This is a genomic window from Bacillus sp. FSL R5-0447 (genome assembly GCF_038606125.1).
GTDB classification, from domain to species: Bacteria; Bacillota; Bacilli; order Bacillales; family Bacillaceae; genus Bacillus; species Bacillus velezensis.
On the sequence record NZ_CP152012.1, the window covers coordinates 1595453 to 1610929 of the forward strand.

General features: G+C 45.6%; 19 protein-coding genes and 1 pseudogene. 12 read left to right on the top strand and 8 right to left on the bottom strand.

Annotated elements, in window-relative coordinates:
* Positions 1 to 152 precede the first annotated feature (152 nt).
* Complete coding sequence (locus tag NYE68_RS08150; RefSeq protein WP_324635872.1) at positions 153 to 944, top strand: polysaccharide deacetylase family protein; 792 nt, start codon at positions 153 to 155, stop codon at positions 942 to 944.
* Between the two features lie 113 nt (positions 945 to 1057).
* Positions 1058 to 1177, top strand: coding sequence for a GapA-binding peptide SR1P (locus tag NYE68_RS08155; RefSeq protein ID WP_003154518.1), 120 nt, complete (start codon positions 1058 to 1060; stop codon positions 1175 to 1177).
* 47 nt (positions 1178 to 1224) lie between these two features.
* Here NYE68_RS08155 and NYE68_RS08160 read toward each other — a convergent pair whose 3' ends face one another.
* Positions 1225 to 2697: an aminotransferase class I/II-fold pyridoxal phosphate-dependent enzyme gene (locus NYE68_RS08160; RefSeq protein WP_060675414.1), complete on the bottom strand. Its 1473-nt coding sequence runs from the start codon at positions 2695 to 2697 to the stop codon at positions 1225 to 1227.
* Positions 2698 to 2876: 179 nt separating this feature from the next.
* On the opposite strand from NYE68_RS08160, the gene NYE68_RS08165 reads away from it, so the two are divergent.
* Positions 2877 to 3143, top strand: coding sequence for a UPF0223 family protein (locus tag NYE68_RS08165; protein ID WP_007409667.1), 267 nt, complete (start codon positions 2877 to 2879; stop codon positions 3141 to 3143).
* A gap of 34 nt (positions 3144 to 3177) precedes the next feature.
* On the opposite strand, the gene NYE68_RS08170 is transcribed toward NYE68_RS08165, so the two are convergent.
* The gene (locus NYE68_RS08170) at positions 3178 to 3810 is read right to left on the bottom strand and encodes a DUF1054 domain-containing protein (protein WP_015417401.1); all 633 of its coding nucleotides are present in this window, start codon (positions 3808 to 3810) and stop codon (positions 3178 to 3180) included.
* Between the two features lie 236 nt (positions 3811 to 4046).
* Between NYE68_RS08170 and NYE68_RS08175 the strand changes: the two genes are divergently transcribed.
* From NYE68_RS08175 to NYE68_RS08185, 3 genes are all read left to right on the top strand, one after another.
* Positions 4047 to 4235 carry a hypothetical protein gene (locus NYE68_RS08175; RefSeq protein WP_003154513.1) on the top strand — a complete coding sequence of 63 codons (189 nt, stop codon included), beginning with the start codon at positions 4047 to 4049 and terminating at the stop codon, positions 4233 to 4235.
* 133 nt (positions 4236 to 4368) lie between these two features.
* Positions 4369 to 5166: an inositol-1-monophosphatase gene (gene suhB / locus NYE68_RS08180; protein ID WP_007409670.1), complete on the top strand. Its 798-nt coding sequence runs from the start codon at positions 4369 to 4371 to the stop codon at positions 5164 to 5166.
* Complete coding sequence (locus NYE68_RS08185) at positions 5153 to 5605, top strand: GNAT family N-acetyltransferase (RefSeq protein WP_012117478.1); 453 nt, start codon at positions 5153 to 5155, stop codon at positions 5603 to 5605. Before suhB ends, NYE68_RS08185 begins: the two co-directional genes overlap by 14 nt.
* Positions 5606 to 5656: 51 nt before the next feature.
* Here the strand turns inward: NYE68_RS08185 and NYE68_RS08190 are convergent, their stop codons facing one another.
* Positions 5657 to 7222: a M4 family metallopeptidase gene (locus tag NYE68_RS08190; RefSeq protein ID WP_007409672.1), complete on the bottom strand. Its 1566-nt coding sequence runs from the start codon at positions 7220 to 7222 to the stop codon at positions 5657 to 5659.
* 357 nt (positions 7223 to 7579) lie between these two features.
* On the opposite strand from NYE68_RS08190, the pseudogene NYE68_RS08195 reads away from it, so the two are divergent.
* Positions 7580 to 7723, top strand: a pseudogene (locus NYE68_RS08195) (sigma factor-like helix-turn-helix DNA-binding protein); the annotation flags it as partial.
* On the top strand, positions 7720 to 8013 hold the full coding sequence (locus NYE68_RS08200) for a zf-HC2 domain-containing protein (protein WP_015417405.1): 294 nt from the start codon (positions 7720 to 7722) through the stop codon (positions 8011 to 8013). The pseudogene NYE68_RS08195 and the gene NYE68_RS08200, both read left to right, overlap by 4 nt.
* 38 nt (positions 8014 to 8051) lie before the next feature.
* On the opposite strand, the gene NYE68_RS08205 is transcribed toward NYE68_RS08200, so the two are convergent.
* Together NYE68_RS08205 and NYE68_RS08210 are read right to left on the bottom strand one after the other, a co-directional pair.
* Positions 8052 to 8669 carry a hypothetical protein gene (locus NYE68_RS08205; RefSeq protein ID WP_012117483.1) on the bottom strand — a complete coding sequence of 206 codons (618 nt, stop codon included), beginning with the start codon at positions 8667 to 8669 and terminating at the stop codon, positions 8052 to 8054.
* A gap of 310 nt (positions 8670 to 8979) precedes the next feature.
* Positions 8980 to 9168, bottom strand: coding sequence for a YlaF family protein (locus NYE68_RS08210; RefSeq protein WP_003154504.1), 189 nt, complete (start codon positions 9166 to 9168; stop codon positions 8980 to 8982).
* A 111-nt stretch (positions 9169 to 9279) separates the two neighbouring features.
* On the opposite strand from NYE68_RS08210, the gene typA reads away from it, so the two are divergent.
* Positions 9280 to 11118: a translational GTPase TypA gene (gene typA / locus NYE68_RS08215; RefSeq protein WP_007409675.1), complete on the top strand. Its 1839-nt coding sequence runs from the start codon at positions 9280 to 9282 to the stop codon at positions 11116 to 11118.
* 56 nt (positions 11119 to 11174) lie between these two features.
* Positions 11175 to 11495 (top strand): YlaH-like family protein, encoded by a 321-nt coding sequence (locus NYE68_RS08220; RefSeq protein WP_015239793.1) that lies wholly within the window; start codon positions 11175 to 11177, stop codon positions 11493 to 11495.
* 41 nt (positions 11496 to 11536) lie between these two features.
* Here the strand turns inward: NYE68_RS08220 and NYE68_RS08225 are convergent, their stop codons facing one another.
* Together NYE68_RS08225 and NYE68_RS08230 are read right to left on the bottom strand one after the other, a co-directional pair.
* Positions 11537 to 11746, bottom strand: a complete 210-nt coding sequence (locus NYE68_RS08225) for a YlaI family protein (RefSeq protein WP_007409677.1) — start codon at positions 11744 to 11746, stop codon at positions 11537 to 11539.
* Positions 11747 to 11848: 102 nt separating this feature from the next.
* Positions 11849 to 12472 carry a YhcN/YlaJ family sporulation lipoprotein gene (locus tag NYE68_RS08230; RefSeq protein WP_014417659.1) on the bottom strand — a complete coding sequence of 208 codons (624 nt, stop codon included), beginning with the start codon at positions 12470 to 12472 and terminating at the stop codon, positions 11849 to 11851.
* 154 nt (positions 12473 to 12626) lie between these two features.
* On the opposite strand from NYE68_RS08230, the gene NYE68_RS08235 reads away from it, so the two are divergent.
* Positions 12627 to 13955 (top strand): PhoH family protein, encoded by a 1329-nt coding sequence (locus tag NYE68_RS08235; RefSeq protein WP_015417407.1) that lies wholly within the window; start codon positions 12627 to 12629, stop codon positions 13953 to 13955.
* Here the strand turns inward: NYE68_RS08235 and NYE68_RS08240 are convergent.
* Positions 13950 to 14426 (bottom strand): hypothetical protein, encoded by a 477-nt coding sequence (locus tag NYE68_RS08240; RefSeq protein WP_015239796.1) that lies wholly within the window; start codon positions 14424 to 14426, stop codon positions 13950 to 13952. The genes NYE68_RS08235 and NYE68_RS08240 overlap by 6 nt on opposite strands.
* Positions 14427 to 14529: 103 nt before the next feature.
* Between NYE68_RS08240 and glsA the strand changes: the two genes are divergently transcribed.
* Entirely contained in the window at positions 14530 to 15459 is a 930-nt protein-coding gene (gene glsA, locus NYE68_RS08245; RefSeq protein WP_007409681.1) for a glutaminase A, read from the top strand.
* The last annotated feature ends 18 nt before the right edge of the window (positions 15460 to 15477 follow it).

Sequence of the window (15477 nt, forward strand, 5' to 3'; positions counted from 1 at the left end):
ACTGAATTGTTATATAATTGAAACCGTTTTTAATGAAGAAATAATACGTGTGACAACTTGTACAGCCGATGTGTAAAAAAGGCACATTGTTTTTCGTGAGAGCGCTGTTTTTTCGTTATACTGGGGGCAAAACCATATCAGGAGGGATTGTCATGTATAAAGCCGCTGCAGCCGTCATATGTATGTGCTTACTCGCCGGCTGCCAATCAAATGAAAAGATGCAAACAAACAAACCCCATTCTCAAGCCGCGGCCAATCATGCCAAACGGGAAAACCATCATACAAAAGAGAAAAAACAGAAGGCGGAGCCCCGTTACTATATCAATCCGAAAACCTTTTCTGTGGAAAAAATGGATGAACAGAAAGAAAAAAAACCGATCGCATTGGTAACGATCGATGACGCGCCTGATCAGCATGCCGCTGAGATTGCGGACAAACTGCATGATCTCAATGCGTCAGCGATCTTTTTTGTAAACGGACATTTTTTGAAAAAAGATGAAAATAAGAAAGCGCTTAAGCATATTCATGAGTTAGGTTTTATGATCGGTAATCATACAATGACTCATCAAAACTTAAAAGATCTTTCCGAACAAAAACAACGGGAAGAAATCATTGGCGTCAATAAAGCGGTTGAAAAGGTAATAGGAGAGAAACCCGCATTTTTCAGGGCGCCTTTCGGAAGCAATACGGACTACAGTGACAGACTTATAAAAAAAGAAGGTATGGTGAAAATGAACTGGACCTTCGGGTATGATTGGGATCAGAAATATCAATCCAAAAAAGCGCTTACCGATATCACACTGAACAGTCCTTATCTGCGGGACGGGGCCAACATATTGATGCATGACCGGAAATGGACGGCGGAAGCCATGCCGGACATTGTAAAAGGATTGCGTCATAAAGGATATACTGTGATTGACCCTCGAGCTATAAAAAGACCGTAAAAAATAAATGTGTTATACAATTTATCGGTTGACATATTAAATGTGACATAATAATATAATAACAACAAGTAAAAATTAAGCGTTTTCAAATTCTGAGAAATGGGGAATGACAGATGGGTACAATTGTTTGCCAAGACTGTAACGAAGCGATTCATTACTTTGAGGATGAGAAGGTCACGACGTTATACGGAACATGCTGCGGACAATGCCAGTGTCATCTTGAAGAAGAGTAAAAAGCGTAAAAAGGCCCGAAACGATTTCGTTTCGGGCTTCTTTATGTTTATTGGATGGCTTTTTGCTCTTTGATGACTCTGATCATTTTAAGCGTTGCATCTTCGGGACCCTGCACAGGAAGGCCGGCGTCCAAGTTTTTAAAAATGTAGCTGATATTTTCTTCAGTAATGATCTCGCCCGGAATAAAGATCGGAATTCCCGGCGGGTACACCATGACAAACTCTGCGATGATCCGTCCCGCGGATTCTTTTAACGGAATGACTTCCGTATTTGCGTAAAACGCGTCTCTTGGCGTCATCGCTAACAGAGGAATTTCAGGAAGCAGAACCTCGGTTTGCTGATGAGCATAGTCATTGGCGGAAGCCTGCTTTGAAATGTCTGTAAGCGCGCTTACAAGACGGTCGGCATCTCCCGCTCTGTCGCCGGGGGTGAAAATACATAAAATATTATACAAATCGGACAGCTCGACTTCGATATTATATGATTCGCGGAGCCATTTTTCAACGTCATGACCCGTCAGGCCGAGGTTTTTGACCGAAATGATTAATTTAGTCGGATCATAACTGAAGGCAGCTTTAGACCCTGTGATTTCTTCACCGACACAGCGGATGCCTTCAATTTGATTGAGGCGTTCCCGTGTCTGATCCGCCAGCAGAATCGTATCTTCTAGAAGATCGCGGCCTTCTGTAGCGAGGCGTTTTCTTGCGACATCCAGTGAAGCGAGAAGCAGATAGGATGTTGACGTTGTCGTCAGCATGCTTAAAATCGACTGTACTCTTTCTTTGGAAACAAGACCTTCTCTCACATTTAAAATGGAGCTCTGCGTCAGGGAGCCACCCAATTTGTGCACGCTTGTGGCTGCCATATCAGCGCCCGCCTGCATGGCGGACAGAGGAAGCTTATCATGAAAATGAATATGCACGCCGTGCGCTTCATCGACAAGCACAGGCACATCGAAAGAATGCGCGAGCTTTACAATGCTGCTTAAGTCAGCTGCCACACCGAAGTACGTCGGATTTATGACAAGCAGGCCTTTTGCGTCAGGGTGCTCCGTCAAAGCCCGCTCGGCGGACTCAAGCGTAATGCCGTGAGAAATTCCGAGCTCATCGTCAATTTCCGGGTGAATAAAAATCGGCACCGCTCCGGAAAATACAATGGCCGACATAATGGATTTATGAACGTTTCTCGGGATGATGATTTTATCTCCGGGTCCGCATACGGCCATGACCATCGTCATAATGGCGCCGCTCGTCCCTTGTACGGAAAAGAAGGTATGGTCTGCGCCGAATGCTTCCGCGGCCAGATCCTGGGCTTCTTTAATGATGCCCTTTGGCGCATGTAAATCATCCAGAGGTTCGATATTAATTAAATCTATGCTTAACGCGTTTTCTCCGATAAATTGTCTGAATTCCGGATCCATTCCCGCGCCTTTTTTATGGCCCGGAATGTGGAATTGGACAGGCTGTCTGTCCGCGTGCTTTTTCAGTCCGCTGTACAGGGGTGTTTCATGTTGCGGCAATTGTTTTCCCACCTTTATCATAATACCTACGGATTAGTTTGTATTACATTCAGTTTTATTACCCGTTTTTTAAACGTAAAACAAATGAATTATATTATGAACTTGAAAGAAAGTAAAGAACAATTTATGATCTATGGAAGATGCTTATTTTGAGCATGATGATAAAGGAGTGAAGACATTTGGAATATCAATATCCGATGAATGAGGACTGGACGACAGAGGAGGCCGTGGATGTTATTGCTTTTTTTCAGCAGGTGGAAAACGCCTATGAAAAAGGAGCTGACCGAGACAGGCTTCTGAATGCGTACCGCCGCTTTAAAGAAATCGTTCCCGGGAAAGCGGAAGAAAAGAAAATCTGCAGCCAATTTGAAGCTGACAGCACCTATTCCCCGTATCGGACTGTGAAACAGGCGAAACAATCAGATCAAGCGATTATCAAAATGTAGACAAAGCGAGCCGGCAATCGGCCCGCTTTTTATGTTATGAGACTTTCTGAGTCAGTGTGTATAAAAAGGAAAGCTTCCTAAAAGTATCTTCAATGGTTTGCAGGAATTCATTGTTGTTCATGTTGATCACGTCTTCTTTTTGCAGCTGAATGCCGCACAAAAGCTCTGCTTTTTTCACTGTCTGCAGGCGTTCAAATAATGTTTTCAGCTGCTCCTGATCCATGTCGGACTGCTTGTACGCACCTGGCTTCGTATGATCCGGCGACCATACAAAATGACCGGGAATCTGTTTTGTGATGTCCTCCTGCTTCGCTTCCAGCAATCTGCCGTATTCCTCTTTTATCGGAGATTCATAAATGATGGCAAACCATACAAACATATGAGTGTCCCATAAACCGATCTGAAAGTGAGGGAGTTTCTTATACCCGCGTTTGCTGTTGGCAAAGGCAACCCAGCTGTCAGCCGGCGGGTTGACAGATCTTCTCGCGTGCTTGGCGACATGCGGGAACATTTCATCTCCTGTCAATGCTGACAATGTCGGTGCGAAATGCTCTCCTAACAAGGTCAGCTTCGGGCGGACTTGTTCTTTTAACACCTCCATGCGCGGATCTAAACCTTCTATTGTAAATGTATCGAAGTCTTCTTTTGTAAAACGCATCTGAGTCATCTTTTTCCTCCTTATCGTAAGTATTCATATTTTACCACAGCCGCCGCCGGCCGCAAAAACATTGAGAACGTTTGAACCGAGAGGATTGGTGGTAAAAAACGAATAGGTAAACACACAATTTTAAGAATGTTGTTACAGCCGAATATAAGTTTCCATACGATATAAGAAGTATCATTAATAAATTGGAAAAATGGGATGCTTTTTTAACAAATGATCTCTGGAAGGGGCGAAAGACAATGAGGCAAGTGGTGAAGGAAGGATTCAGGGAGGAAAAAAATAACCGTGTAGCTGTCTGGAGACTAGAGGTTGATTATGAATTGGCAACCCTGTATGAGGCCATGCAAAAAGAGAATGAAGATCAAATCGATCTCAGCAAAAGAAAACTGGAACGTCTCAGAAAAGAATGGATTCGGCTTAACGGATAAAGAATAGTAAAAACGAACCGCAGGAAATGGTTCGTTTTTACGTGAGAAGGCATTTTTTTCATTTTCCTTGCTTTTTCATCGCCTTTATCAGTATGCTATAGAATAAGCTATACATAGAAAAGAGGTACACGGTATGACAAATTGGACGGAAATTGATGATATCGCAAAACAATGGGTAAAAGAAGCCGGAACGAGAATCAGACAATCCATGCAGGAAAGCTTGACGATTGAAACAAAATCAAATCCGAATGATTTAGTCACAAATATTGATAAAGAGACGGAACGCTTTTTCATTGACCGTATACAGGGAACTTTTCCCGGACACCGGATTCTCGGAGAAGAAGGGCAGGGAGATAAGCTCCGCTCCCTTGACGGAATCGTCTGGATCATTGATCCGATTGACGGGACGATGAATTTTGTCCATCAAAAGCGGCATTTCGCGATCTCCATCGGCATCTTTGAAGACGGAAAAGGCAAAATCGGCTTAATTTATGATGTGATGCAGGACGAACTGTATCACGCATTCAGCGGAAAAGGGGCTTATCTGAACGACACGCCGCTTGCTCCTTTAAAAGAAGCTTCCATTGAAGAAGCCATTATTGCAATCAATGCCACATGGGTGACGGAAAACAGAAGGATTGACCCGAGTATTTTGGCGCCGCTCGTAAAACGGGTCAGAGGAACGCGGTCCTACGGCTCGGCGGCACTTGAGCTCGCCAGTGTTGCGGCCGGCCGCATTGACGCATACATTACGATGAGGCTCGCGCCGTGGGATTACGCTGCCGGCTGCGTGCTGCTGAACGAAGTCGGGGGCATTTACACGACCACAGATGGCGAACCGTTTACGTTTTTAGACAACCACAGCGTGCTTGCGGGCAATCCGGCAATACATAAAATTATCTTTGACGACTATTTACATGCTGACAGGTAGAGATTTTGAAGAAGAAGATCTCGGGTTTCTGGAGCAGCTGGCGGCTGCACACCCGGTGTGGAAAAACGAAGAGTTCGGAACAAAAAATGCGGCGGAGTTTATGCTTGCATACTCCATGTACAATGGAACGTGGCTCGTATGGGAGATTGACGGCGCTCCTGCCGCCGTCAGTTTTCATTTGGAATGGGCGCCTTCAAACGGAAAACCGTGGCTCGGAACCGTGGCCGTCGCTCCGGAGGCAAAAGAGAAAGGAATCGGACGCGCGGTCATTGAAGAGATTGCGGGCCGGCTGAGAGGGGAGCATAAAGCGATGTTTTCAGCCGTTCCCCTGGACAGGCAGGAATGGGTTTTGTTTTTAAGCCAATGCGGCTTTGAACAGCTTAAGCTTGAAAAAGACGATCGGGAAAAGACATATATGATCATGGTGAAGCCATTGTGAAATGTTTCAGATATAAAAAAGAGACCGGATTTCTCCGGTCTCTTTTTTTGTTTACAAGCCGACCGCATTCCAGGCCGCTTCTACGCTTGCAGCGTCTTGAGAGCCGTAAAGGTCCCGCGCTGATTGAATCAAAGCTGCTTTTGCATCTTTAAAGTTTGATGACGGAGTGAGATATACCGTCAGTGCGCGATAGTAAATCTGCTCCGCTTTTTTCACGCCGATTTTTGTAATCGTGTTGTAAGCGGCTTTGTTCGGAATTCCGCTGTTTGTATGCACGCCGCCGTAGTCGCCGGCATCAGTGTTCGGAAGGTTTTGATAATTTTTGTAATGATCGGGCTGTCCGTATTTTGTCGGAGTGGATAAACTGCGGAGAGCCGGCTGGCTGACCGTAATATCTTCACCGATATCCCAGTCCTCAGTATCGTTGAAGTATCCGAATACATCAGAGAAGGATTCATTTAAAGCGCCCGGCTGATTTTCATAGTTCAGGTTGGCTGTTTCCTGTGTAACACCGTGTGTCATTTCATGGGCCGTTACGTCCATTGAACCGGAAAGAGGCGAGAAGAATGAGCCGTCACCGTCACCGTAAATCATTTGGTCGCCGATCCAGGCCGCGTTATTGTATTTGCTGCCGTAATGAACGGAAGATACGATTTTGCCGCCTTTATTGTCGTAACTGTTGCGTTTAAACGTCTGATAGAAATAATCGTACACTTTGCCGAGATTGTAATGCGCATCAACGGCAGCGCGCTGAGAAGAAGTTGTGAACTGGTTGGTAGTGCTTGATACGAGCGTGCCCGGCAGGTTATACTGTCGATTTTGCAGATCGTACGTAATAATTTGCGTTCCAGTAGGTTTAGAAAGATCACGCATTACATATTTGCCGCTTTCAGAAGAAATATTTAATGAGACCGTTTTTCCTTTAAGAGTCGTACCTGTTCCGGTTGCAGCGGCATGCTCCACTTTGTTTTGCTTTTTCAGGACTTTCCCTGTCTCCGCATCAACGGTTACTTCCCAGTTAGCTGGTTCCGGTTCGATGTAGCGGATGGTTACATCATAGGCGAGGCGGTATTTACCGTCTTTTGTGGCCGCTGCTTTCAGCTCGGCTTTGTTTTTGTTTGCAACGTTGCCGTTAGAGACGGCTTCAGGTGATTTGCCGATTGCTTTAAAAGCATGATCCAGCGCCTGATTTGCAGATAATTTTTTGCTGTTTGCCGTTTTGGCAGAAGCATCGTTGTTTAATTCACCGTTAATCGCATAGACATTGTTGGATTTATCGACGTGAATAATGACTTGCGAGTCTTTCACAGGCACACCGTTAACGACAGGCACATAACGGAAGTGCTTGTAGCCGAGATCATCGGTCGTGTGGTCAATCAGCTTCAGTCTCTCAGAAGGGTTGCCTTTGAAGACTTTGCCGTTTTGTTTCAAGTATTGCTTGATTGCTTTGTCACTGACTGAAGGCAACTCAGACTGCACCAAAGAATGCTTCGGCACAAAGTTCGTCAGGTTTTCTTTAAGCTGAGGATTCTCAGCGGCCTGAACACCCGGAAGACTGATAGTTAAACTCATAAAGGAAGCGGCGACAGCAACAGACAATTTCTTACCTAAACCCACAATAAATCCCCCTTTTTGAAAATAATGAAAACTTATATTGTTATAATAAACCAGCATTCTCTCATTCTGCAATATAAAACTAGACTCCGCTGATGAATTGATAGAATCGTCCCGGAAAGGCTTCCGGCGGCCAGCATCGGGGGATAAGCCGAGAGGCACGTGTTGAATCAGACATGAGTCGAATGATGCGATTTATTCTGAAAAAAATGACAAATGAAGTCGGGAAAAATGATAGGGGAAAAATGTTCCGATCTGTAAAACTTTTTTTATAGCCGTTTGTCTAAATGGGTGAGGCCTTAATAAACGAAAAGGATTGTTTCAGATGTCAGAGATTTTCAGTCATTTTATTCAGCATTTCGACAGGTATTTCAAGAGCTGTCTTACGAAGAGATTGCTGATGTTTTGGACTGGAGTCTTTCGAAGGTGAAGAGCACCCTGTACAGGGCGAGAATGCAGCTGAAACAGCACTTGGGGGAAAAAAGGAAGGACGGACAGATATGACTTGCTGTTTAGTGAGAGATTTACTCCCTTTATATATTGAAGGCGATTGTGAAACAGAAACGGAGCGGTTTATTTCCCGCCATCTTGAATCATGCGGTAAGTGCGGGAGTTTATATCATATGATGAAGGAGCCGCTTGACCTCGGCAGCTCTGAGATGAAGGCGCCATCCTGTTATGCAGAAGAAGAAAGGCGGTTTAAGGAACGGTATTACGGAAAGCTGCTGATAAAAGCAGCCTGTTTGTTCGGCGCTGTTTTCTTTATCATGCTGGTCCTTAAACTGCTGATTTAAAAAAACGCCCGGCTGAATGACCGGGCGTTTTAATCCGTTTACTCAGCCGGATGAAAGGCTGTATAAATGCCTTCAAGCAATTCCTGGGGCAGTGAATTAAAGAATCCGGCACATAGCTTTGCTTCTTTTTTTCCTGCTCCTGCTTTTTCAGCAAGGTCCTGATCAAACGTATACACACCGTCTTCTTCAATCAGCGCAGATTGAAGGATATGAAGACTTTGGGAAAAAGCGGTGAACAGCTGATCAACGATAAGGGCCTCTTTTTCCGTAAAGCCGAGCTCCACCGCTTTTTCTTTATTAAATGTATATTCGCCGTCCGTTTTCTCAATACATTGAGAAAGAACGGTTAAAAATTCGGTTGAACTGTCCCACAGCTTTTGAATGATCTGGGCTTGTTCTTGATCTAATCCCAATTCAACCGCTTTTTCGCCATCAAAATAATAGACACCGTCTTTTTCGTAAATCGATTGGCTGATGATGTCAATGAGTTTTGCCGCGTCTTCCGGTGTTTTCTCTGCGGAAGCCTGCAGGACATGCGGTTCATTTGCCTGAATCGTTTTTGCGCCGGCAGAATCAAGCGGACTGAATGCAAGCAAGGCGGCTGAGGCGGTTGCAGCAGCAGTTACAGCGGTTTTCTTCAAAAAAGATGTTTTCATTTCATTCTCTCCTTGTCATGTGTATTTGCTTACAGCCACAAGTATAAAAAGACAATGATGGAATTGAAATAGGAGGTATGGTATTTTCTGCATAACGATGCCGGACTATTTCTGACTGCATATTCTGAGGGAATCTGCTGATGTAACTAGAGTGGGAGCTGTCATTTCCGGCTTCCTGACTAGGCGGCGGGGGAGATAAGCCTTACATCTGGAGCCTGTTTTGAGGATGTAAAAAAGCCTGAATCTTTGATTCAGGCTTCATAAGATATTGTCTTTCCATGTTTACGGAATTTTGCAAAGGGTCATGCTTTTAATCAAGCAGTCCCTGTTCGCGCATTTTTTTCTTTACAGTGAAACCGCTTCCCATCATGGCGATAACAAGAACAATGCTTCCGATGATGCCCCATGCGCTTTTCTCAGCGATTGATACGCCGATCAGCATCATGCTGAAGACTGCTGCGAATGCAAATAATAATAATAGCCAATTCAATTTTTTCATATTTCCATCCCCTTTAACGTCATACTTTCAGTTTACAGAAAAACGTAACGCTTTTAAAGAGGATGTGTGGTATAATATGAAAGTTATCTAATTTTTTTAGGAGATGAAAATGTGAAACTTCGAAACGATCTTCGCAACATCGCGATTATTGCCCACGTTGACCATGGGAAAACGACTTTGGTAGACCAATTGCTTCACCAAGCCGGAACATTCCGTGCCAACGAAAATATTGCCGAACGCGCAATGGATTCAAACGATCTTGAACGTGAACGCGGTATTACAATTCTTGCGAAAAATACTGCGATTAACTATAAAGATACACGCATTAATATTTTGGACACTCCGGGACACGCCGACTTCGGCGGAGAGGTAGAACGGATTATGAAAATGGTTGACGGCGTTCTGTTAGTCGTTGACGCATATGAAGGCTGCATGCCGCAAACCCGTTTCGTACTGAAAAAAGCCCTTGAGCAGAACTTAAATCCGGTTGTCGTCGTAAACAAAATCGACCGTGATTTCGCCCGCCCGGAAGAAGTCATTGATGAAGTGCTTGATTTGTTCATCGAGCTTGACGCAAACGAACAACAGCTTGAGTTCCCTGTCGTCTACGCTTCTGCGATTAACGGAACGGCAAGTCTGGATCCGAAAAAGCAGGACGAAAATATGGAATCACTGTATGAAACGATTCTTGAACATGTCCCTGCCCCGGTAGATAACGCCGAAGAGCCTCTTCAATTCCAAGTGGCGCTGCTTGATTACAATGATTATGTCGGCCGTATCGGTATCGGACGCGTTTTCCGCGGCACGATGAAAGTGGGTCAGCAGGTTTCATTGATGAAACTTGACGGAACGGTAAAATCATTCCGCGTAACGAAAATCTTCGGTTTCCAAGGATTGAAACGCGTGGAAATTGAAGAAGCGAGAGCGGGAGACCTCGTTGCCGTTTCGGGCATGGAAGACATCAACGTCGGTGAAACGGTTTGTCCGGCTGACCACCATGAGCCGCTGCCGGTTCTGCGCATTGATGAGCCTACGCTCCAAATGACATTTGTCGTAAACAACAGCCCGTTTGCAGGCCGTGAAGGCAAATATGTCACAGCCCGCAAAATTGAAGAGCGTCTGAACGCGCAGCTTCAAACAGACGTCAGTCTTCGTGTCGAACCGACTGCATCACCTGACGCATGGGTTGTTTCAGGACGCGGTGAGCTTCACCTGTCCATTTTAATTGAAAACATGCGCCGTGAAGGCTATGAGCTTCAAGTGTCTAAACCTGAAGTTATCATTAAGGAAATCGACGGCGTAAGCTGCGAGCCTGTTGAGCGCGTGCAGATTGATGTGCCTGAAGAGCATACCGGTTCTGTTATGGAATCAATGGGTGCGAGAAAAGGCGAAATGCTTGATATGATTAATAACGGAAACGGCCAGGTCCGCCTGATCTTTACCGTACCTTCACGCGGACTCATCGGCTATTCTACTGAGTTTCTGTCACTGACACGCGGTTTCGGGATCCTGAACCACACGTTTGACAGCTATCAGCCGATGCAAAAAGGCCAAGTCGGAGGCCGACGTCAGGGTGTGCTCGTTTCCATGGAAAACGGAAAAGCGACATCTTACGGAATTCAAGGTATTGAAGACCGCGGCGTCATCTTCGTTGAGCCCGGAACAGAAGTATATGAAGGCATGATTGTCGGCGAACATAACCGTGACAATGACCTTGTCGTCAATGTAAGCAAAATGAAACAGCAGACAAACGTCCGTTCCGCTACGAAGGATCAAACGACTACGATTAAGAAAGCGCGCATTATGTCGCTTGAAGAATCACTCGAGTACTTAAACGAAGATGAATACTGTGAAGTAACGCCGGAATCCATCCGTTTAAGAAAGAAAATCCTGAATAAAAACGAACGTGAAAAAGCGGCGAAAAAGAAAAAAACAGCAGGAATGTCTTAATCACTTGCAGAATTTGAAAAGGTAGAACCCGAACGGAAAAGGGGAGGGGGATCCTTTTGAATGAAGTAAGTGAACGGCTGTCATTCTTTGCGGCTCTTTACCAAGTGGATGAGCATCCGCTGACGGGAATGTGGCTGTTATACGGAACGATCGTCGTGCTTTCGGTAATTGTATTTAAACTCGGCTTTGCCAAACGGCTGCCGGTGTTGAAGGCTGCGGCAGTTTATCTCTTCCTCGTGCTCGGCTGCACCGTGCTGACTTTTTTCGGTGTGTTTCTGCCGGTCGGAGAAGGGCTTGTTGTCGCCGCCTTGATTTTGATCATTTACAAAATCCGTCTGCACCAGTCCAAAAAAAGCCAGTCAGCTAAACCGCAATAAAAAAATGACCTTGCCTTCCGGCGGGTCATTTTTTATTCGGTTTATTTTTTCAGTTTATCTTTTTTCGCTTTTTGTCCGGGATGAAAAGAAAAGTGTCCGGTATTCAGCCGCGCCTCCGTTTTGACTTTGATTCGGTCATGGCATTCCCGGCACATATATGTATGAATCGGACGATTGCGGAGGCGTTTGGCTGTCAGTGTTTCATCATCAATTTGTTCGATTTTGTCGCAAATGGAACATTTTACTCTCATTGATTTTTCACCTCTTTCACTATGACAAGCATTATATCATGGATGCCCCTCCTGCCAAAGGGAAAGAAAGCAGCGCCCTTCCTTTGGAGCGGGCGCTGCTTTTTACCGGCGGTTTTTCATATGATGATCCGATTGATCGTTCTGTTCGTTCTGCAGCTTATTCTGGTCTCTTTCGTTCAGCTGATCATCATTCGATTGAGTCGGTGATTCTTTTTCATTGTCGGTCACATCATTAGGGACTTCCGGCATGACACGGCCGACGATGGCGGCAAGTTCGTCCAAAATGCCTGAAACGGGGCGGCCGGCCTTAATGTCGCTGCCCATGCCTCTCAGACGGGAAACCGTATCAGGATCAGCCACGACAACGGCATTGGCGCCGTAAGGATCGTTTTTTAACGCCTGGGCAACCGTGTATTTAATGCTCTCCACTTTGCTTCTTTCTAAATTGTCATCCACATCGATACCGACAACGGAGTATCTTCCGAGTACAACCGCGGTGGCATCTGAAATGCCGGGGATTTTTTCGGTTACCTCGACGAGATGCTTAGCGATGTCTGTCCGGCCGGGATTTTCAGCTGTCTCAGGAGCCGTATTTTTCACATGGATCGGTTTTGCATCGCGCTGATCGGCTGATTCGTTCTGAATATTGCGGCCGCGGCCGTCCTGTACAGCAGTGCAGCCGGTAAGGATAAACAAGGCTTGTATGATAATGAAAAGAATTCGCACGTCAGATTTCCTCCTTGAATGCTTTCATTTATTTTATTGTTGAATTAACCTTCTATCTTTATTCACCAAATCATATATTTTAGCAGGCATCCCCGTTTTTCGCGGAAAGAGAAGCACACGATGGGCTTTGATCCTTATTTCAGGAGGCTGAGACTTGAGTAAAATTTATGTGTTAGATACGAATGTACTTTTGCAGGATCCTAACGCCATTTTTTCCTTTGAAGAAAACGAAGTTGTCATCCCCGCCGTCGTGCTGGAAGAGGTCGATTCAAAAAAGCGGTATATGGACGAGGTCGGGAGAAATGCGAGGCACGTATCTAAGCTGATAGACGGGCTCAGGGAGAAAGGAAGGCTGCACGAGAAAGTTCCGCTTGAAAGCGGAGGAACGCTCAGAATTGAACTGAACCACCGGTCATTTCACCAGCTCCAAGAAATTTTTATCGAAAAAACGAATGATAACCGTATTTTGGCGGTGGCGAAAAATTTAAGCCTTGAGGAGGAAACGAAAGAAAACGGCCGCCTCGTCATCCTGGTCAGCAAAGATGTGCTTGTCAGGGTAAAGGCGGATGCCATCGGGCTTTTGGCGGAGGACTTTTTAAACGACAGAGTCGTTGACCATGATGAAATATATAGCGGGTACAAAGATATATTTATGAATAAAGAGCGGTTTGCCTCGTTTTATAAAGACAAACAAATTTCAGTCAAGGAGCTTCAGCAGCATCAGGTTTATCCGAATCAATTTGTGCTGATGAAAGATGAATTAGGAGGATCTTCGTCTGCGGTCGGCATGACAGATAAGAAAGGCGAGACCGTAAAAAGACTCGTTTTCGATGATGAGCACGTATGGGGTATCAGGCCGAAGAACGTCCAGCAGACAATGGCGCTTGAACTCCTGCTGAGGGAAGATATCCCGCTTGTCACCCTGATCGGAAAAGCGGGAACGGGAAAAACCTTGCTTGCTCTCGCGGCAGGGCTTCTGCAGACGGAGGATCTCGGTATTTATAAAAAACTGATCGTCGCGCGTCCCATCGTCCCGGTGGGAAAGGATATCGGATATTTGCCGGGCGAAAAAGAGGAAAAGCTCAAGCCGTGGATGCAGCCGATCTTTGATAATCTTGAATTTTTATTCAATGCGAAAAAGCCGGGTGAACTTGAAGCGATTTTGGCAGGAATCGGATCGATTCAGGTGGAGGCGCTGACATACATTCGGGGAAGAAGCATTCCGGATCAGTTTATTATTATTGATGAGGCTCAGAATTTGACGAGGCACGAGGTCAAAACGCTTTTGACTCGGGTGGGAGAGGGCAGCAAAATTGTCCTGATGGGCGATCCGGAGCAAATAGATCACCCATACTTAGACAGTTTAAACAACGGACTTGCTTATGTGGTAGAACGGTTTAAAGAACAAACCGTCTCCGGCAGCGTGAAGCTTGTGAAAGGTGAAAGATCCGGCCTTGCACAGCTTGCAGCCGATTTGTTATAAAACTTCGATTTCTGTGACGCCCGTTATCGGTTTTTCTAAGTCTCCGTCCACGTAAAAATGGACCGGGCCGCCGTCTTGAAGGGGTTTCCCCGCATCGCTGAAATGCGCGATTGCGTCCATCGCCTTTTCAAGCGCCACTTCGGTTCTTTCTGATTTTGAAATAAATGCGCACAGGACAGCGCTTTCTTTCGGCTCGGCATTTGCTAAAACAGCGCCGAGCTTCATGGCGAAGCTGCCGTTCATCAGTCTTTCTTTTTCATAACGTTTTTCGCTTTTTAAAGTCGGCGGCGAAATGCGCCCTTCTCTGATCACCCGTTCCGGATCAAGCGTATGCTCCTGGGTTTCTGCAGAGCCGTCCGGATGAACGGGCTGATTTTTTTCAAACGGAAACTTACGGTCATCGAAAATCCAGACACTCGGATCAATTGTAATCGGGTATGTAACATTGCCTTTTACTTGAATAACGCTCATGGTGAAGCCCCCCTTTACTTAAAGTATAAAAGTTTTCGCATGAATTGTCACTTTGCGTCGCAAATTAGATGTATACAACGGCAGCGAAGTGAGGATGATCGACATGGTATGCCGGCATTACCAAGAGCTGGACGCATTAGTTCAAGAAGCGAAAAAAAGGACCGAAGAAGGCAAAGTGGCAGACTATATTCCGGCTCTGGCTGAATCTGAACAAGACAGCCTTTCGGTCACGATTTATCATGCGGAAAATACATGTCTGACGGCAGGAGACGCCGACCGGACATTTACGCTGCAGAGCATTTCGAAAGTGCTTTCTCTGGCGCTCGTACTGATGGATTACGGAAAGGAAAAGGTGTTCAGCTGCGTGGGTCAGGAGCCGACCGGCGACCCGTTTAATTCCATGATTAAGCTTGAAACAGTGAATCCGGGCAAGCCTTTAAATCCGATGATTAATGCGGGCGCTCTCGTCGTAACGGGTTTCATTAAAGGGCATTCGCCGAAAGACCGCCTGGATTACCTGCTCGGATTCATCAGAAGACTTGCGAATAATCAGGACATTACATATTGCAGACATGTCGCGGAATCGGAATTCAGTTCATCCATGATTAATCGGGCCATGTGTTATTACATGAAGCAGTATGACATTTTTAAAGGCGATGTTGAAGAGGTCATGGATTTGTATACAAAACAGTGCGCAATTAAGATGAGCAGTCTGGATTTAGCCAAAATCGGCTGCGTATTCGCCCTTGACGGCAAGCATCCGGAAACCGGGGAGCAGGTCATTAAAAAAGATGTGGCGAGAATCTGCAAGACGTTTATGGTGACATGCGGCATGTACAATGCGAGCGGGGAATTCGCGATTAAGGTCGGCATTCCCGCTAAAAGCGGCGTTTCGGGAGGGATCATGGGCATTTCGCCGTACAACTTCGGAATCGGTATATTCGGCCCGGCGCTTGATGAAAAAGGCAACAGCATCGCGGGTGTGAAGCTTTTGGAAATCATGTCTGAGAAATACAGGCTGAGTATTTTTTGAAACATTTTTTATCATAAC